Raw genomic sequence first — 17,110 nt, 5'->3', positions numbered from 1 at the left:
GCCGCCGTCTCGTTCAGACGAAACTCCAAGCGTTACTCTGCTTTCAGGCCGTCGGCCGATACAGCTTTAACGCCTTTGATTTTCTTGGTGATGTTCACCGCGGTAGTTTTCTGAGCTTCAGTGACCGCTGCGGTCGAAGACAGGGACACTACGCCTTTGTTGGTTTCGACTTTGATGTCGGTACCCGGAATGCCTTTCTCGGTAACCAGGTCAGCTTTTACTTTTGTGGTGATCCAAGTGTCCGAGGTGGACTCTTTGGCACCGGCCGCTGCGCTTTTGGTTTTGTCGACGTTGTCAGCCTTGGTAGCACCGCCAGCCATCAGGCCGTCAGCCGAAACGGCGGTTACGCCTTTGATTTTCTTGGTGATAGCTACAGCAGTGGCTTTCTGTGCGTCAGAGATAGCGACTGTCGAGGACAGGGAAACCACGCCTTTGTTGGTTTCAACCTTGATGTCCGAACCAGGAATGCCTTTTTCGGTCAGCAGGTCGGATTTAACTTTGGTGGTGATCCAAGTATCCGAAACGCTTTCTTTAGCCTTGGTCGCTTCACCAGCCGCCAAAGTCATAGGGGCTTGGGAAGTCTGAGCAAAGGCTACGTTAGCACCCATGGCCAGGGTCAGAGCGGTAGCAGTAGCGAGAGCGAACTTCTTCATACGAGTAACTCCTGTTTTATTAAAAGTCTGCAGTACGTAAACCTTGATGCTGCAGCGTTAACAGGGATATTGCAGGCAGTGTGCCAAGTCTTATAAGACAACAAAGCCCATATAAAACAACAACTTATAAAAATAAGCATTTTTCGGAATCGTGCAAGTTGCATGAACGTCATCGTGCCTGCATGCAAGTTGCGGCTTTTGGCTTCAGCTAAGCGGCTGATTTCTCGTCACTTTCCAGCGCCCATAAAAAAAGGACTCCGAAGAGTCCTTTTTTTCAGCGCAACGCTTGGGGGTAGTTAAACGCCCGAAGCCTTGGCTGCTGCTACGTCCTTGATGGACAGCTTGATACGGCCGCGGTTGTCCACGTCCAGTACCAGCACTTCCACTTCCTGGCCTTCTTTCAGGATGTCAGTCACTTTCTCAACGCGAGCGTCGCTCAGCATGGAGATGTGAACCAGACCGTCCTTGCCCGGCAGGATGTTGACGAATGCGCCGAAGTCGACGATGCGCTCAACCTTACCGACGTAGATCTTGCCGATCTCGGCTTCTGCGGTGATGCCCAGGACGCGCTGACGGGCTGCTTCAGCCGCTTCCTTGGTTTCGCCGAAGATCTTGATCGAGCCGTCGTCTTCGATGTCGATCGAAGCCTTGGTCTCTTCACAGATCGCACGGATAGTCGCGCCGCCTTTACCGATGACATCACGGATTTTGTCGGTGTCGATTTTCATCGCGATCATGGTCGGAGCATTTTCCGACAGTTCGGTACGGGACTGGCCAATGATCTGGTTCATCTGACCGAGGATGTTCAGGCGCGCTTCCAGGGCTTGGCCCAGGGCGATTTCCATGATTTCTTCGGTGATGCCCTTGATCTTGATGTCCATCTGCAGCGCGGTCACACCTTTGGCGGTACCGGCTACTTTGAAGTCCATGTCGCCCAGGTGATCTTCGTCGCCCAGGATGTCGGTCAGGATGGCGAACTTCTCGCCTTCTTTAACCAGGCCCATGGCGATACCGGCAACCGGCGCCTTCATCGGCACACCCGCGTCCATCAGCGCCAGGGAAGCACCGCAAACGGAAGCCATGGAGCTGGAACCGTTGGATTCGGTGATTTCCGACACAACACGGATGGTGTACGGGAATACGTCGGCAGCAGGCAGCATGGCGGCGATCGAACGACGGGCCAGACGGCCGTGACCGATTTCGCGACGACCAGCGCCACCCATGCGACCACACTCGCCCACCGAGAACGGAGGGAAGTTGTAGTGCAGCATGAACGGGTCTTTTTTCTCGCCTTCCAGGGTGTCCAGCAGTTGTGCGTCACGGGCGGTGCCCAGGGTCGCGACTACCAAAGCCTGGGTTTCACCACGGGTGAACAGCGCGGAACCGTGAGTCTTCGGCAGAACGCCGACTTCGATGTTCAGCGGACGTACGGTGCGGGTGTCGCGACCGTCGATACGTGGCTTGCCGTTAACGATGTTTTCGCGAACGGTGCGGTATTCGATTTCACCGAAAGCCGCTTTGACGTCGCTGGAGGAAGGCTGGCCTTCTTCACCGGACAGCTTGGCCACAACCTGATCCTTCAACTCGCCCAGGCGAGCGTAACGGTCGGCCTTGACGGTGATGGTGTAGGCGTCGGAGATGGCAGCGCCGAACTCGGAGCGGATAGCGCCCAGCAGCTCGGTGGCTTCGGCTTGTGGAGCCCAGGTCCAGGTTGGCTTGGCGGCTTCGGCAGCCAGCTCGGTGACAGCCTTGATGACAGCCTGGAACTCGTCGTGGGCGAACAGCACGGCGCCCAGCATCTGGTCTTCGGTCAGCTCTTTGGCTTCCGATTCAACCATCAACACGGCTTCCGAAGTACCGGCAACGACCATGTCCAGGCTCGACGCTTTCTGTTGCTCGTAGGTCGGGTTCAGCAGGTAGCCGGTGCTTTCGTGGAAAGCAACGCGGGCTGCGCCGATCGGGCCATCGAAAGGAATGCCGGAGATGGCCAGGGCAGCCGAGGTACCGATCATCGCAGCGATGTCCGGATCGGTCTTTTTGCTGGTGGAAACGACGGTGCAGACAACCTGCACTTCGTTCATGAAGCCTTCTGGGAACAGCGGACGGATCGGACGGTCGATCAGTCGGGAAGTCAGGGTTTCTTTCTCGGAAGGACGGCCTTCACGCTTGAAGAAACCGCCAGGGATCTTACCGGCAGCGTAAGTCTTTTCCTGGTAGTGAACGGACAGAGGGAAGAAGCCTTTGCTCGGGTCAGCGGTCTTGGCGCCAACAACGGTCACCAGAACGGTCACGTCGTCGTCAACGGTAACCAGCACTGCGCCGGAGGCTTGACGGGCGATACGGCCTGTCTCGAGGGTAACGGTCGACTGACCGAACTGGAATTTTTTGATAACCGGGTTCACGGTGTCCTACCTTCTTTGTGGCTCTTGGGGGAACTTGTCTTCTTGCGAAATTCTTGGGCAATGTCGGGAATCGGCCCGAGCCTGGTCCAGGGGTAAAACGTGTATCCAGATAAAACTTGAGGCTGGGAGCCTACCATGCGCCAGCGGGAATCCCACTGACACACGGCAGACAACCAACCTCTAGCGCAATCGCTTATTAGCGACGCAGACCCAGGCGACCGATCAGAGTCTGATAACGACCCAGATCCTTGCCTTTCAGGTAGTCCAGCAGCTTACGGCGCTGGTTTACCATGCGGATCAGACCACGACGGGAGTGGTGATCTTTACCGTTGGCCTTGAAGTGACCTTGCAGCTTGTTGATGTTGTGGGTCAGCAGTGCAACTTGCACTTCTGGCGAACCAGTGTCACCAACAGCTTGCTGATAGTCAGCAACGATTTGTGCTTTTTCTTGAACGTCGAGAGCCATGAGGCAATCCTTTTTTCAGGAAACCACCCAAAGGGCAGTTTCAACAGGCCAGGGACAAATCCCTGTATCTAAAAATGAGTAGTGACCGTGCCTGTTAACAGCCACCCTCGTCCGGTCATTCTGACCGAATCAGTCGACGCGGCGCGATGCGCCCGTCTTCGCTCACTTCACCGATACCGATGAAGCGACCGTTATGATCCTGTACCCGCACCATGCCGAACTTCGGGGCATCCGGGGCACGTACCGGCTGGCCGTTGAGCCAGTAGAACGCGCTGTGCTCCGAAAAGTGCAGCAATGGCCAATCCAGCAAACCGCTGTCCGATGGCATCAGGAAGCGATCAACCGCTTCGTTGCCGCCTTCGGCGTGTACGGCTTCCAGCTCTTCCAGCGTGACCGTCTGGGCCAGGCTGAAAGGGCCGGCCTGGGTGCGTCGCAGTTCTGCAACGTACGCACCGCAACCGAGCTGTTCACCGATATCTTCCACGAGGGTACGGATATAGGTGCCTTTGCTGCAGTCCACGGCCAGGCGGGCAGTGTCGCCTTCACAGGCGAGTAACTCCAAGCGCGCAATAGTAACAGAACGCGGTTCGCGCTCCACTACTTCGCCCGCACGTGCCAGCTTGTAAAGAGGCTGGCCATCACGCTTGAGCGCCGAGTACATCGGCGGTATCTGACTGATTTGCCCACGAAAACCGGGCAAAGCCGCTTCAATATCAGCACGACCAACGGTCACATCGCGAACCTGCAGAACATCACCTTCGGCGTCGGCCGTGGTGGTGGTCTTGCCCAATTGCATCAGGGTTTCGTAACCCTTGTCGGAATCGAGCAGGTATTGCGAGAATTTGGTGGCCTCGCCAAAGCACAACGGCAGTACACCGGTGGCCAAAGGATCGAGGCTGCCGGTGTGCCCGGCCTTTTCGGCGTTGAGCAGCCAACGGACCTTCTGCAAGGCGGCATTGGAGGTAAAGCCAATGGGCTTGTCGAGCAGAATGATGCCGCTGACGTTGCGACGGATACGTTTGACCTGAGCCACCGCTTACTCCTTGGCGTCTTCAGGTGTGGACGGGTGCTGGCTGTCTTCAGCCACGGCGCGCTCGATCAGTGCCGACAGGTGCGCGCCACGCACGACGCTTTCGTCGTAGTGGAAGTGCAACTGAGGAACACTGCGCAGCTTCATTTCACGGGCCAACTGCATGCGCAGGAAACCTGCGGCCGAGTTGAGCACCTTGATGCTTTGCGCGATTTCTTCGCTGCTGTCCTGCCCCATCACGGTGATGAAGATCTTGGCGTGACCCACGTCACGGCTCACTTCTACGGCGGTGATGGTGACCAGACCAACGCGGGGGTCTTTGACTTCGCGACGGATCAGTTGGGCCAGCTCGCGCTGCATCTGATCGCCGATACGCTGGGTACGGCTGTATTCTTTTGCCATGTCTTGTTACCTGTTACTGCCACACGGTGAAACCCGTGGGGTCTGAAAGCGGCAAACGCCCGGCCTGACAAAAGCCAGACCGGGCGTTGCGTTTAGAGTCCGTACGCTGCGCGGGGCATTTGCATGCCCACACGCGGCGTGGCTCCGGAAGTGCGCGAGTTAGAGGCTGCGAGCAACCTGAACCTTCTCGAAGACTTCGATCTTGTCGCCAACCTTGACGTCGTTGTAGCTCTTGACGCCGATACCGCATTCCATGCCGGCACGTACTTCGGAAGCGTCATCCTTGAAGCGGCGCAGGGATTCCAGCTCGCCTTCGAAGATAACGATGTCTTCACGCAGTACACGGATTGGACGGTTACGGTGCACAACACCTTCGATAACCATGCAACCGGCGATCGCGCCGAATTTCGGCGAGCGGAACACGTCACGCACCTCGGCCACACCCAGGATGTTCTCCCGGACGTCGCTGCCAAGCATGCCGGTGAGGGCTTTCTTGACGTCTTCGATGATGTCGTAGATGACGTTGTAGTAACGCATGTCCAGGCCTTCCTGCTCGACGATCTTGCGAGCGCCAGCATCGGCACGCACGTTGAAGCCGAACAGTACAGCGTTGGAAGCCAGTGCCAGGTTGGCGTCGGATTCGGTGATACCACCGACACCGCCACCGACAACGCGCACTTGCACTTCGTCGTTACCCAGGCCATTCAAGGCGCCGTTCAACGCTTCGAGGGAACCACGTACGTCAGACTTGAGGACGATGTTAAGCGTCTTCTTCTCTTCCTGGCCCATGTTCTCGAAGATGTTTTCCAGCTTGCCGGCGTGAGCACGGGCCAGCTTGACTTCACGGAACTTGCCTTGACGGAACAGAGCCACTTCACGGGCCTTCTTCTCGTCGGCAACCACGCTCATCTCGTCGCCAGCGTCCGGGGTACCGTCCAGGCCGAGGATCTCGACCGGGATAGCAGGACCTGCTTCCTTGATTGGCTTGCCGTTCTCGTCGAGCATGGCACGTACACGGCCGTAGTTCGAACCAACCAGCACCATGTCGCCTTGGCGCAGGGTACCGTCTTGAACCAGGACGGTCGCAACCGGGCCACGGCCCTTGTCGAGACGGGACTCAACCACAACGCCACGGCCAGGAGCCGATGGAGTAGCGGTCAGTTCCAGAACCTCGGCTTGCAACAGAACGGCTTCGAGCAGTTCGTCAACGCCGGTACCCATCTTCGCGGAGACCGGTACGAATGGAGTGTCGCCACCCCACTCTTCGGAGGTCACGCCGTGAACCGACAGTTCGCTACGGATGCGATCGAGATCGGCGCCCGGCTTGTCGATTTTGTTCACTGCTACTACCAACGGAACGCCAGCTGCCTTGGCATGCTGAACGGCTTCGATGGTTTGTGGCATCACGCCGTCGTCCGCTGCAACCACCAGGATCACGATGTCAGTCGCCTTGGCACCACGGGCACGCATCGCGGTAAACGCGGCGTGACCAGGGGTGTCGAGGAATGTCACCATGCCACGGTCGGTTTCAACGTGGTACGCACCGATGTGCTGGGTGATACCGCCGGCTTCGCCCGCAGCCACCTTGGCACGACGGATGTAGTCGAGCAGGGAAGTTTTACCGTGGTCAACGTGGCCCATTACGGTCACAACCGGTGCACGGGAAACCGCCTCACCTTCAAACTTCAGGGACTCGGCCAGGGAATCTTCCAGGGCGGTGTCGCTGACCAGGGTCACTTTGTGGCCCAGCTCTTCAGCAACCAACTGGGCAGTTTCCTGGTCCAGTACCTGGTTGATGGTGGCCGGAGTACCCAGCTTGAACATGAACTTGATGATTTCAGCTGCCTTTACCGACATCTGCTGGGCCAGATCGCCCACAGTGATGGTCTCGCCGATCTTCACTTCACGCACGACAGGACCGGTTGGGCTCTGGAAACCGTGGGCGTTGCGTTTCTTCAGCTTGGCCTTGCCGCGACCACCACGACGGAAGCCATCGCTTTCTTCGTCGGTAGTACGTGGGGCAACTCGTGGAGCTGGCGCTTTCTCTTTGACCGAAGCACGATGCGGAGCGTTTTTGCGTTCGCCATCGCCACCACCACCGCGACGATTGTTATCGTCAGCACGCGGCTTGTCCGGACGACGAGGTTCGTCGCGCTTGCGAGCGTCAGCAGCAGGTGCTGGTGCAGCGGCAACCGGAGCGGCCTCACGCACAGCTTCTACAGGAGCGCTAGGCGCGGCGACCGCTTCAGTGGCAGCAGGTTGCGCAGCAGCAGGCTGGCGACGCGCTTCTTCTTCGGCGCGACGCTTGGCTTCTTCTTCAGCCTTCTGACGTGCAGCATTTTCTACTGCGCGACGTTCTTCCAGTTCGCGTTTGCGCTCGGCTTCGATTTCTTCCGGGCTGCGCTGTACGAAGACTTTCTTCTTGCGTACTTCAACGCTGATGCTCTTGCTACCCGCAACACGCAGGGTGCTGGTGGTTTTGCGCTGCAATGTAATCTTGCGCGGTTCTTCCACTTTCGCCTTGTGGCTGCTCTTCAAGTGAGTCAGCAAAGACTGCTTCTCACTGTCGCTCACACCTTCATCGGCGGCGGTGTGCGGCAGACCTGCCTCACGCATCTGCTGCAACAGGCGCTCTACCGGTGTTTTGACCTCATCGGCCAGTTGTTTCACCGTGACTTGCGTCATGCACTTCTCTCCTCAGGCCGCGCCTAGTTACTCGAACCAATGGGCTCGGGCGGCCATGATCAACTTGCCGGCACGATCATCGTCAATGCCGTCGATGTCGAGCAGATCGTCAATAGACTGCTCGGCCAGGTCTTCGCGGGTAATTACGCCGCGCACCGCCAGTTCCATCGCCAAATCCTTGTCCATACCCTCAAGCGAGAGCAGGTCTTCGGCCGGATGGGCGTCTGCCAGCTTTTCCTCAGTAGCGATGGCTTTAGTCAACAAACGATCCTTGGCCCGAGCGCGAAGCTCGTTGACGGTGTCTTCGTCAAAGCCGTCGATGTTGAGCATTTCTTCCAACGGTACGTAGGCAATCTCTTCCAGGCTGGTGAAGCCTTCATCTACCAGCACCTGTGCCAGGTCTTCATCGACTTCAAGCTCTTCGATGAAGTTGCGCAGGATGTCACCGGTTTCAGCTTGCTGCTTAGCCTGGATGTCCGATTCGGTCATCACGTTCAGGGTCCAACCGGTCAGTTGGCTGGCCAGACGCACGTTCTGACCACCACGACCAATGGCCTGAGCCAGATTGTCTGCGCCAACGGCGATGTCCATTGCATGGGCATCTTCGTCAACGATAATTGCCGCCACTTCAGCCGGCGACATGGCGTTGATCACGAACTGCGCCGGGTTATCGTCCCACAGGACGATGTCCACACGCTCACCGCCCAATTCGCCCGACACTGCCTGGACGCGCGAACCGCGCATACCGATGCAAGCGCCTTGCGGGTCGATGCGTTTGTCCTTGGAGCGAACCGCGATCTTGGCGCGCGAACCCGGGTCGCGGGACGCAGCCATGACTTCGATAAGGCCTTCGGCGATTTCCGGCACTTCGATACGGAACAGCTCGATCAGCATTTCCGGCGCGGTACGCGACAGGATCAACTGAGGGCCGCGGTTCTCGGTGCGGATTTCCTTGAGCAGCGCACGCAGGCGCACGCCGACACGGAAGGTTTCGCGAGAAATGATGTCTTCGCGGGCCAGTAACGCTTCGGCGTTGTTGCCCAGGTCGACGATCACGTTGTCGCGGGTGACTTTTTTCACGGTGCCGGAGATGATTTCACCCAGGCGCTCGCGATAAGCGTCAACGACTTGAGCGCGCTCGGCTTCGCGAACCTTCTGCACGATGACCTGTTTGGCGGTCTGTGCAGCAATACGGCCGAATTCGATCGATTCGATCTTTTCTTCGACGACATCACCGACCTTGGCACCAGGATGCGTTTGCGCAACCTTGCTTGGCCAGGTTTCGATGGCCGGATCATCAAGATCGGCTTCTTCGACGACCGTCCAGCGACGGAAAGTCTCATAGGCACCGGTGTGGCGGTTGATTTCCACACGCAGATCAACTTCGTCTTCAAAACGCTTTTTGGTAGCAGTGGCCAGGGCCAGCTCCAGCGCTTCAAAAATCACGTTTGCCGGTACGCCCTTTTCATTGGATACCGACTCAACAACCAGCAGTACTTCTTTGCTCATCGTACGCCTCGCCTTTCGCAAGCCATTGGATCCGCGGGATCCGCGTCTCAGTCAAAACTGGGAATAATGTTGGCCTTGTCGATCATATCGATCGGCAACAGGAACTCATGGTCTTCTACCTGCACCACGACATCCTGTTCTTCTACACCGCGCAGAAGGCCCTGAAAGTTGCGTCGCCCTTCAAAGGGAGATCGCAGCTTGATCTTCACTTGTTCACCGGCAAATTTTGCAAACTGATCAATAGTGAACAGTGGGCGTTCCATGCCAGGCGAGGAAACTTCGAGGGTGTATTCAACGGAGATCGGATCTTCAACATCCAGCACACCGCTGATCTGACGGCTGACAATGGCACAATCGTCCACCAGCACGCCGCCCTCTTTATCGATATAAACGCGCAACATTGAGTGGCGACCTTGAGCCGAAAACTCAATACCCCAGCATTCATAGCCTAGGGCCACGACCACCGGGGCCAGCAAGGCCTGCAACTCTTCTAGCTTGCTCGACACCTGAACCCCCTCGTGCATGTATGTGCATGCTGTGCAAAATAAAAAAATGGGCGAAACGCCCATCCTTGAAACGCCGTCGAACAGCGGCGTTGAAAGTGTCCAGCTAACAAAAAGCCCCTTAAAAGGGGCTCCGCTAAAACTGGTTGCGGGGGCCGGATTTGAACCGACGACCTTCGGGTTATGAGCCCGACGAGCTACCAGACTGCTCCACCCCGCGACAAAGCTGGGGCGGAAGTATACGACCGATCCCTTACAGGGTCAATGTAACCTTCCACCTACAAGAAAGCCCGCAACAGCGGGCTCTCCTGATAATTGGTACCGAGAAGGGGACTCGAACCCCTACACCCTATGGGCACAACCACCTCAAGGTTGCGTGTCTACCAATTCCACCACCTCGGCAATACAGCGCTTACAACCCTTCTTACTTCTGCTCTTGAGCTGGAGGTACGTCAGTCGCTGGAGTAGCCGACTTTTGCTCTTGAAGCACCGGGACATCATCAGAAGCCGGTTTTGCTTTTGGTACTTCCAACACTGCTGGGTTTGGGAGACCTACTTGAGTCAGCACATGAGCTTTCTCTTTAGCAAAGTAACCTAACCCCAAGCTGGTTATGAAGAAACCGGCGGCAAGTATAGCAGTAAACTTACTAAGAAAGGTAGAGGAACCTTGGCTTCCGAACACAGTATTTGAAGCACCTGCACCGAAAGACGCACCAGCATCCGCACCTTTACCCTGTTGCAACAAAACCAGGGCAACTACGCCCAGGGCAGCCAACAGATGAAAAACGACTACGACTGTTTCCAGCATTTTTTCAGTTTCCCGCGGCGCGACAGATCGCACCGAACTCATCTGCATTCAGGGAAGCTCCACCAATGAGCCCCCCATCGATATCCGGCATGCCGAACAGTTCGACCGCATTGGCCGCCTTCACGCTGCCGCCGTATAGAAGACGCACACCTTGTGCGACTTCAGAATTCTCTGCCGCCAACTGCGCGCGGATGGCTGCGTGCACATCCTGCGCCTGTTGCGGTGTAGCAGTCAGCCCGGTGCCAATGGCCCAGACCGGCTCGTAAGCAATTACTGCCTTTGCAAACGCACCAACACCCAGCTCCTCGATGATGCTGCCCAGCTGACGCGAGACAACTTCAAGAGTCTTGCCTGATTCGCGCTGCTCCAGGGTCTCCCCTATGCACAACACCGGAATCAAGCCACAAGCCTGTGCCGCTGCGAACTTGCGATTGAGTGTCCCATCACGCTCGCCCATCATCTGACGGCGCTCGGAGTGCCCGACAAGCACATAGGAACAACCCGCATCGACCAACTGACTCGGCGAAATCTCACCGGTCAATGCACCTTGCATCGGCTCCACCGCAGAGTTCTGCGCGCCGACCTGGATCGACTTGCCTTTCAGGCCATCAACCACTTGGTTGATATGCAAGCAAGGCGGGAACACCGCAACATCAACACCGCTCGGCAAGGCCAAGTGACGAAGGCCATTGATCAGCTCAGCGACACTGGCGCGGGTACCGTGCATCTTCCAGTTACCAGCTACCATAGTGCGACGCATGCTGTACCTCGTCGGTCAAAGTGGGCGCAGATGTTACCCAACCACATCATCACTGGCAAGCCGAATTCAGGCGCAAACTTCAGTTACCAGTTTTGCCAGGTCTTCGGCATGGCCGCGAACCTGTGTTTCGTCATCGCCTTCGACCATGACGCGCACCAGAGGCTCTGTGCCGGACTTGCGCAACAACACGCGACCACGCCCCGCCATAGCAAGGGTTACGCGCTCGCACGCCTCTTTGACAGCCGGGTGCTCGATCGGGTTTTCGCCGCCGCCAAAACGCACATTGAGCAGCACTTGCGGACATTTGCGCAGCGCCTGGCGCGCTTGGGCCAGACTCTCTTCGCGACGACGCAAGGACAGCAGAACCTGCAACGCAGCGATGATCGCGTCACCTGTGGTGGTGTGCTGGAAGCAGACTACGTGCCCGGAGTTCTCACCCCCCACCTGCCAGTTACGCTCAAGCAGCTCGGCGATCACATAGCGATCACCGACATTGGCGCGCACGAAGGGAATCCCCAAGTCCGCCAAGGCCAGCTCCAGGCCAAGGTTGCTCATCAACGTACCAACAACACCACCCTGCAGCTTGTTACGCTCGTGCATATCACGCGCAATGATGAACAACAGGTCATCACCATCAACAATCACGCCCGTGTGATCCACCATCAGCACACGATCACCATCACCATCGAAGGCAATACCCAAGTCGGCATGCTCGGCCAGGACGGCGGCCTGCAGTTGCTCCATATGGGTGGAACCGCAGTTTTCGTTGATGTTAAGCCCGTTCGGCTGGGCCGACAGCACCGTCACGTCTGCGCCCAACTCCTTGAACACGCTCGGCGCGACTTTGTAGGTCGCACCGTGGGCGCAATCGACCACAATCTTCAGACCGGCAAAATTGGTGCTGCTCGGCACACTGCTCTTGCAGAACTCGATATAGCGACCGGATGCGTCGTTGATACGCGACACCTTGCCTAACTTACTGGATTCAACCACCGTCATCGGTGCATCCAGCAACTCTTCGATCATCAACTCAATCTCGTCAGGCAGCTTGGTGCCCTGCCCTGAGAAGAATTTAATGCCGTTGTCATCGTGGGGATTGTGCGAGGCGCTGATCACAATACCGGCTTCAGCGTGAAAGGTACGCGTCAGGTAAGCGATCGCCGGCGTCGGCATCGGCCCCAGCAACATGACATCCGCGCCTGCGGCAGACAGGCCCGCCTCCAGCGCCGACTCAAACATGTACCCGGAAATACGGGTGTCCTTGCCCACCAGGATGCGGCAAGCGCCCATGCTGCGGAACGCCATACCCGCCGCCCACCCCAGCTTGAGCATGAAATCAGGAGTAATCGGAAATTCGCCGACCCGACCACGGATACCGTCGGTGCCAAAGTATTTTTTAGTCATAAGTGCTCCATCATTCTTATTCGGCTGATTCTACAGCGGCAATCATACGCACTACATCCACGGTCTCGGCGACATCATGCACCCGCAAGATACGCGCACCTTTGGTCACCGCCAGCGCAGCCAGTGCAAGGCCGCCATACAGCCGCTCACCTACTGGGCGATTCAAGGCCAGCCCTATCATGCTCTTGCGCGAAACACCCACCAATAGCGGCCGACCAAGGGCATGCAGGGAGTCCATATGCTTGAACAGGCTTAGGTTGTGCTGCAGGGTCTTGGCGAAACCAAAGCCGGGATCGAGGATGATTTTTTCCTCAGCAATCCCCGCGACAACACACTGAGCAACCCGCTCAGCGAGAAAACCGCTGACTTCGCCGACGAGATCATCATAGTGAGGGCTGTCCTGCATGTTGCCGGGCTCACCCAGCATATGCATCAAGCACACCGGCAGACCTGTCGCCGCAGCCGCATCAAGGGCTCCGTCACGCTGAAGCGAGCGCACATCGTTGATCAGCCCCGCCCCAAGACGCGCAGTTTCGCGCATCACGGCCGGTGTCGACGTATCAACCGAGATGATCACATCCAGCTCACGCGCGATACGCTCGACGATCGGCGCCACCCGCTCCAACTCTTCCAAGGGAGAGACAACGCGAGCGCCAGGCCGAGTCGATTCGCCACCGACGTCAATCAGGGTCGCTCCCGCCGCAACCATGGCTTCAGCATGACGCAATGCTGCATCGATCTGACTGAAGCGGCCGCCATCGGAAAAGGAATCGGGAGTGACATTGAGGATACCCATTACATGCGTATGGGCCAAATCAAGAACCCGGTTGCCGCAAGGCAACCGGGTGGAGGACAACACAGAAGTCATTTCAAACCTTAGACGTCAGCTGCCGGGCCGCCGATCGGGGTCTCAGGGCGTTCGTTCTGAACCACTGGCGGAGTGCCAGAGGTGCCCGAACCACCTTCCCAATCACGAGGCTCACGTGGAGCGCGACCGGCCATGATGTCGTCGATCTGGTCGGCATCAATGGTCTCGTACTTCATCAGCGCATCCGCCATGGCATCCAGCTTGTCGCGGTTGTCCGTGAGGATCTGCTTGGCCGTGCCGTAGCACTGGTCGATGATGCTGCGCACTTCGGAGTCGATCAGCTTGGCGGTTTCGCCGGAGAAGCTGGCGCTTTGACCGCCACCGCCACGACCCAGGAACACTTCACCTTCTTCCTCGGCATACATCAGCGGGCCGAGCTTTTCCGACAAGCCCCACTTGGTCACCATGTTCCGTGCAATCTGGCTGGCACGCATGATGTCGTTGGAAGCGCCGGTGGTGACACCGTCGAAGCCAAGGGTCATTTCTTCAGCAATACGACCGCCGTACAGCGAGCAGATCTGGCTGATCAGTGCGCGCTTGGAGAGGCTGTAACGGTCCTCTTCCGGCAGGAACATGGTCACACCCAGTGCCCGACCACGAGGGATGATCGACACTTTGTAGACCGGGTCATGCTCAGGCACGACGCGACCAACGATAGCGTGACCGGCTTCGTGATAAGCGGTGTTCTGTTTCTCTTTCTCGGACATGACCATGGACTTGCGCTCGGCGCCCATCATGATCTTGTCTTTTGCCAGTTCGAACTCTTTCATTTCAACGATGCGCTTGCCGGTACGAGCCGCAAACAGCGAAGCCTCGTTGACCAGGTTGGCCAGGTCCGCACCGGAGAAGCCAGGCGTACCACGGGCAATCACGGCCGGAGCCACGTCGTCGCCCATTGGCACTTTGCGCATGTGTACTTTCAGGATCTGTTCGCGACCACGGATATCCGGCAAGCCAACCACAACCTGACGGTCGAAACGGCCCGGACGCAGCAACGCAGGGTCCAGTACATCCGGACGGTTGGTTGCAGCAATCACGATGATGCCGTCATTCATTTCGAAGCCGTCCATCTCAACCAGCAACTGGTTAAGAGTCTGCTCACGCTCATCATGACCACCGCCCATGCCGGCGCCACGATGGCGACCAACGGCGTCGATTTCGTCGATGAAGATGATGCATGGTGCATGCTTTTTAGCCTGTTCGAACATATCGCGAACACGGCTGGCGCCGACACCGACAAACATCTCGACGAAGTCAGAACCGGAAATGGTGAAGAAAGGCACCTTGGCTTCGCCGGCAATTGCCTTGGCCAGCAAAGTTTTACCGGTACCCGGAGGACCGACCATCAGTACACCGCGAGGAATGCGGCCACCCAGGCGCTGGAACTTGCCTGGATCACGCAGGAACTCGACCAGCTCGCCCACTTCTTCCTTGGCTTCGTCGCAACCGGCAACGTCAGCCAGGGTGGTTTTCACCTGATCTTCGGAGAGCAGGCGTGCCTTGCTCTTGCCGAAGCTCATAGGCCCGCCCTTGCCCCCTGCACCGCCTTGCATCTGGCGCATGAAGAACATGAACACGGCGATGATCACCAGGATCGGGAAGCTGGCAACCAACAATTGGGTCCAGATGCTTTGCTGCTCAGGCTGCTTGCCTTCGACCACCACGTGGTTATCCACCAGGTCGCCGATCAGACCGTTGTCCTGGATCGCCGGACGAATGGTCTTGAAGCTGTCGCCATCGTTGCGTTTGCCGGTGATCACGTAGCCATCAACCGCTACGCGCTCGACCTTGCCATCCTTAACTTGCTGGATGAAGTCGGAATAGTTGAGGGTCTGCGGCTCGTTAGGGCTGGAGAAGTTGTTCATCACCGTCACCAGGACAGCCGCGATGATCAACCACAGGATCAGATTCTTTGCCATATCGTTCAATTAACTACCCTCTGAAGCAAGCTCCGCTACTGGCGCGCGCTTCGCATGATATTCACCGGCCTAACTTACTACATTACCTACAACTCTGGCAGGCGCCGTCTGTAACCCTTTGTGAAACTTTGACTACACAATATTCGTAAAGCTTCGTGACGAAAGCGATATAAAAAAACCTATCGCCCTCCTCGAATTCCTCAAAAACGCTCTTCACTCGCAGCGCCTTCCACCCCGCGGAAGCCGCGGCACAGCAGGTACTGCTCCCGAGACCTGTCCCGGGAAGAGTCAGGCTTACGCGTTTGCACCTTGTCGAACAGCTTGCGGATGTTCTTGTGGTACTCGTCAAAGCCTTCACCCTGGAAGACCTTCACCAGAAAATCACCACCTGGGCGCAGAACCCGACCCGCCAAATCCAACGCCAGCTCACAGAGGAACATTGCGCGCGGCATATCGACGGCCGGTAATCCACTCATATTGGGGGCCATGTCGGAAATCACAAGGTCTACCTGCGAATTTCCCACAGCCTCGAGGATTTGAGCGAGCACGGCATCCTGGGTGAAGTCACCATGAACAAAGGTCACATACGGGATACTGTCCATTTCCAGGATGTCGGAAGCGATCAAGCGGCCCTGCCCACCAATCAGACGACTGGTCACCTGGGACCAACCACCTGGGGCTGCACCGAGATCGATAACGCTCATGCCTGGGCGGATCAACTTATCCTTGTCCTGAATCTCCAGCAGCTTGTAGCTGGCCCGGGAACGGTAGCCGTCCTTCTGCGCCTTTTTGACGTAAGGATCGTTGAAATGTTCTTGTAGCCACTTAAGGCTGGTTTTGGAACGGGCCACGGGCCACCTCGAAAAATAAAACGGGTCGTGATTAACTGGGCGGTCCCGGACTCGCTCGGGTAAACTGGCCGCCGCTTTTTACAAGATCAGACGCAGGGGTCAGATTATGCCGCTCACTCAAGAGCAGAAGAAACAGTACAAATCCATTGGCCACCATCTGAAACCAGTTCTGATTGTGGCAGATAACGGTTTGACTGAAGGTGTGTTAGCCGAATTCGAACGTGCGCTGAACGATCATGAACTGATCAAGATCAAGGTCAACATCCTTGACCGCGAAGCGCGCCTGGCTGCCATTGCAGAACTGTGCAAGGTAGGCAAAGCGGACCTGGTCCAGGTCATCGGCAAGATGGCGCTGCTGTATCGCAAGAACTTCAGCGTCAACAAGCAACTGTCGAACGTACATCGCTTCAAATGATGACTTTCAAATAACAGCAAGGGTCACGGGCGTGCTTCGCGCGCCCCGCCACTCCATCCCGGTGCAGGCTGTAACACCAGCACCAGGCCGGAAAACCCTAGCACAAGATAGCTGAATAGCTGCCAGCGCAACGCTTCCGGCAGCCAGACATGCACAATGCAATACATTGCACACGCATACAGTGCCATCAACAGCAGTTGCCCGCGAATATCCCGCCACAAACTTCCCAAGCCTTCAGCCTTGACCAGCACCAACGCCTGGAGCGTCACGCACGCCGCCGCAAAGGCAACCAGCAACGCACTGAGTAATCCATCGATCTCATCGATCAGCAACGGTGCCAGGCCAATCAGGCCCAGCGCCGGCAAAACACCAATGTGCAGCAACCACAGCCCCCCCACCCAAAGCATCTGGGAGAGCTGCCAAAGCATGGCGCCC

Annotated in this window: 16 protein-coding genes and 2 tRNA genes; 1 reads left to right on the top strand and 17 read right to left on the bottom strand. The window is 57.3% G+C overall.

What is annotated here, in order from left to right; all coding sequences use genetic code 11:
• Nucleotides 1–32: 32 nt before the first annotated feature.
• The 16 genes from H096_RS11455 to rlmE all read right to left on the bottom strand — a co-directional run bounded on the left by H096_RS11455 (nucleotide 33) and on the right by rlmE (nucleotide 16,260).
• Nucleotides 33–653: a BON domain-containing protein gene (locus tag H096_RS11455; protein WP_033898265.1), complete on the bottom strand. Its 621-nt coding sequence runs from the start codon at nucleotides 651–653 to the stop codon at nucleotides 33–35.
• A 296-nt stretch (nucleotides 654–949) separates the two neighbouring features.
• Nucleotides 950–3,055, bottom strand: a complete 2,106-nt coding sequence (gene pnp, locus H096_RS11450) for a polyribonucleotide nucleotidyltransferase (protein WP_016976826.1) — start codon at nucleotides 3,053–3,055, stop codon at nucleotides 950–952.
• Nucleotides 3,056–3,251: 196 nt separating this feature from the next.
• Nucleotides 3,252–3,521, bottom strand: a complete 270-nt coding sequence (rpsO, locus tag H096_RS11445) for a 30S ribosomal protein S15 (protein ID WP_003177875.1) — start codon at nucleotides 3,519–3,521, stop codon at nucleotides 3,252–3,254.
• 115 nt (nucleotides 3,522–3,636) lie between these two features.
• On the bottom strand, nucleotides 3,637–4,554 hold the full coding sequence (truB, locus tag H096_RS11440; protein WP_003235022.1) for a tRNA pseudouridine(55) synthase TruB: 918 nt from the start codon (nucleotides 4,552–4,554) through the stop codon (nucleotides 3,637–3,639).
• Nucleotides 4,555–4,557: 3 nt separating this feature from the next.
• The gene (gene rbfA / locus H096_RS11435; RefSeq protein ID WP_016973761.1) at nucleotides 4,558–4,953 is read right to left on the bottom strand and encodes a 30S ribosome-binding factor RbfA; all 396 of its coding nucleotides are present in this window, start codon (nucleotides 4,951–4,953) and stop codon (nucleotides 4,558–4,560) included.
• Between the two features lie 159 nt (nucleotides 4,954–5,112).
• Nucleotides 5,113–7,638, bottom strand: a complete 2,526-nt coding sequence (infB, locus tag H096_RS11430) for a translation initiation factor IF-2 (protein ID WP_016976824.1) — start codon at nucleotides 7,636–7,638, stop codon at nucleotides 5,113–5,115.
• A gap of 27 nt (nucleotides 7,639–7,665) precedes the next feature.
• The gene (nusA, locus tag H096_RS11425; RefSeq protein ID WP_010206599.1) at nucleotides 7,666–9,147 is read right to left on the bottom strand and encodes a transcription termination factor NusA; all 1,482 of its coding nucleotides are present in this window, start codon (nucleotides 9,145–9,147) and stop codon (nucleotides 7,666–7,668) included.
• A 47-nt stretch (nucleotides 9,148–9,194) separates the two neighbouring features.
• Nucleotides 9,195–9,653, bottom strand: coding sequence for a ribosome maturation factor RimP (gene rimP, locus H096_RS11420; protein WP_003235029.1), 459 nt, complete (start codon nucleotides 9,651–9,653; stop codon nucleotides 9,195–9,197).
• A gap of 140 nt (nucleotides 9,654–9,793) precedes the next feature.
• Nucleotides 9,794–9,870 (bottom strand) — tRNA-Met (locus H096_RS11415).
• A 96-nt stretch (nucleotides 9,871–9,966) separates the two neighbouring features.
• A tRNA-Leu gene (locus H096_RS11410) sits at nucleotides 9,967–10,052 on the bottom strand.
• 22 nt (nucleotides 10,053–10,074) lie between these two features.
• Complete coding sequence (gene secG, locus H096_RS11405; RefSeq protein WP_010206600.1) at nucleotides 10,075–10,458, bottom strand: preprotein translocase subunit SecG; 384 nt, start codon at nucleotides 10,456–10,458, stop codon at nucleotides 10,075–10,077.
• Nucleotides 10,459–10,462: 4 nt separating this feature from the next.
• The gene (tpiA, locus tag H096_RS11400; protein ID WP_003194193.1) at nucleotides 10,463–11,218 is read right to left on the bottom strand and encodes a triose-phosphate isomerase; all 756 of its coding nucleotides are present in this window, start codon (nucleotides 11,216–11,218) and stop codon (nucleotides 10,463–10,465) included.
• 66 nt (nucleotides 11,219–11,284) lie between these two features.
• Entirely contained in the window at nucleotides 11,285–12,622 is a 1,338-nt protein-coding gene (gene glmM / locus H096_RS11395; protein ID WP_033898264.1) for a phosphoglucosamine mutase, read from the bottom strand.
• A gap of 16 nt (nucleotides 12,623–12,638) precedes the next feature.
• Entirely contained in the window at nucleotides 12,639–13,490 is an 852-nt protein-coding gene (gene folP / locus H096_RS11390; RefSeq protein ID WP_033898263.1) for a dihydropteroate synthase, read from the bottom strand.
• Nucleotides 13,491–13,498: 8 nt separating this feature from the next.
• Nucleotides 13,499–15,409, bottom strand: a complete 1,911-nt coding sequence (ftsH, locus tag H096_RS11385; RefSeq protein WP_033898262.1) for an ATP-dependent zinc metalloprotease FtsH — start codon at nucleotides 15,407–15,409, stop codon at nucleotides 13,499–13,501.
• Between the two features lie 200 nt (nucleotides 15,410–15,609).
• Nucleotides 15,610–16,260, bottom strand: a complete 651-nt coding sequence (gene rlmE, locus H096_RS11380) for a 23S rRNA (uridine(2552)-2'-O)-methyltransferase RlmE (protein ID WP_033898261.1) — start codon at nucleotides 16,258–16,260, stop codon at nucleotides 15,610–15,612.
• Nucleotides 16,261–16,366: 106 nt separating this feature from the next.
• Between rlmE and H096_RS11375 the strand changes: the two genes are divergently transcribed.
• Complete coding sequence (locus tag H096_RS11375) at nucleotides 16,367–16,675, top strand: YhbY family RNA-binding protein (RefSeq protein WP_010206607.1); 309 nt, start codon at nucleotides 16,367–16,369, stop codon at nucleotides 16,673–16,675.
• Nucleotides 16,676–16,698: 23 nt separating this feature from the next.
• Here the strand turns inward: H096_RS11375 and H096_RS11370 are convergent, their stop codons facing one another.
• Nucleotides 16,699–17,103 (bottom strand): hypothetical protein, encoded by a 405-nt coding sequence (locus H096_RS11370; RefSeq protein WP_033898260.1) that lies wholly within the window; start codon nucleotides 17,101–17,103, stop codon nucleotides 16,699–16,701.
• Nucleotides 17,104–17,110: the final 7 nt, after the last annotated feature.

Origin of the sequence: Pseudomonas sp. FH1, from assembly GCF_000510895.2 — a bacterium.
GTDB lineage: Bacteria > Pseudomonadota > Gammaproteobacteria > Pseudomonadales > Pseudomonadaceae > Aquipseudomonas > Aquipseudomonas azotoformans_A.
The sequence above is the reverse complement of the archived record's forward strand: the minus strand, read 5'-3'. Positions and strand labels throughout refer to the sequence as shown.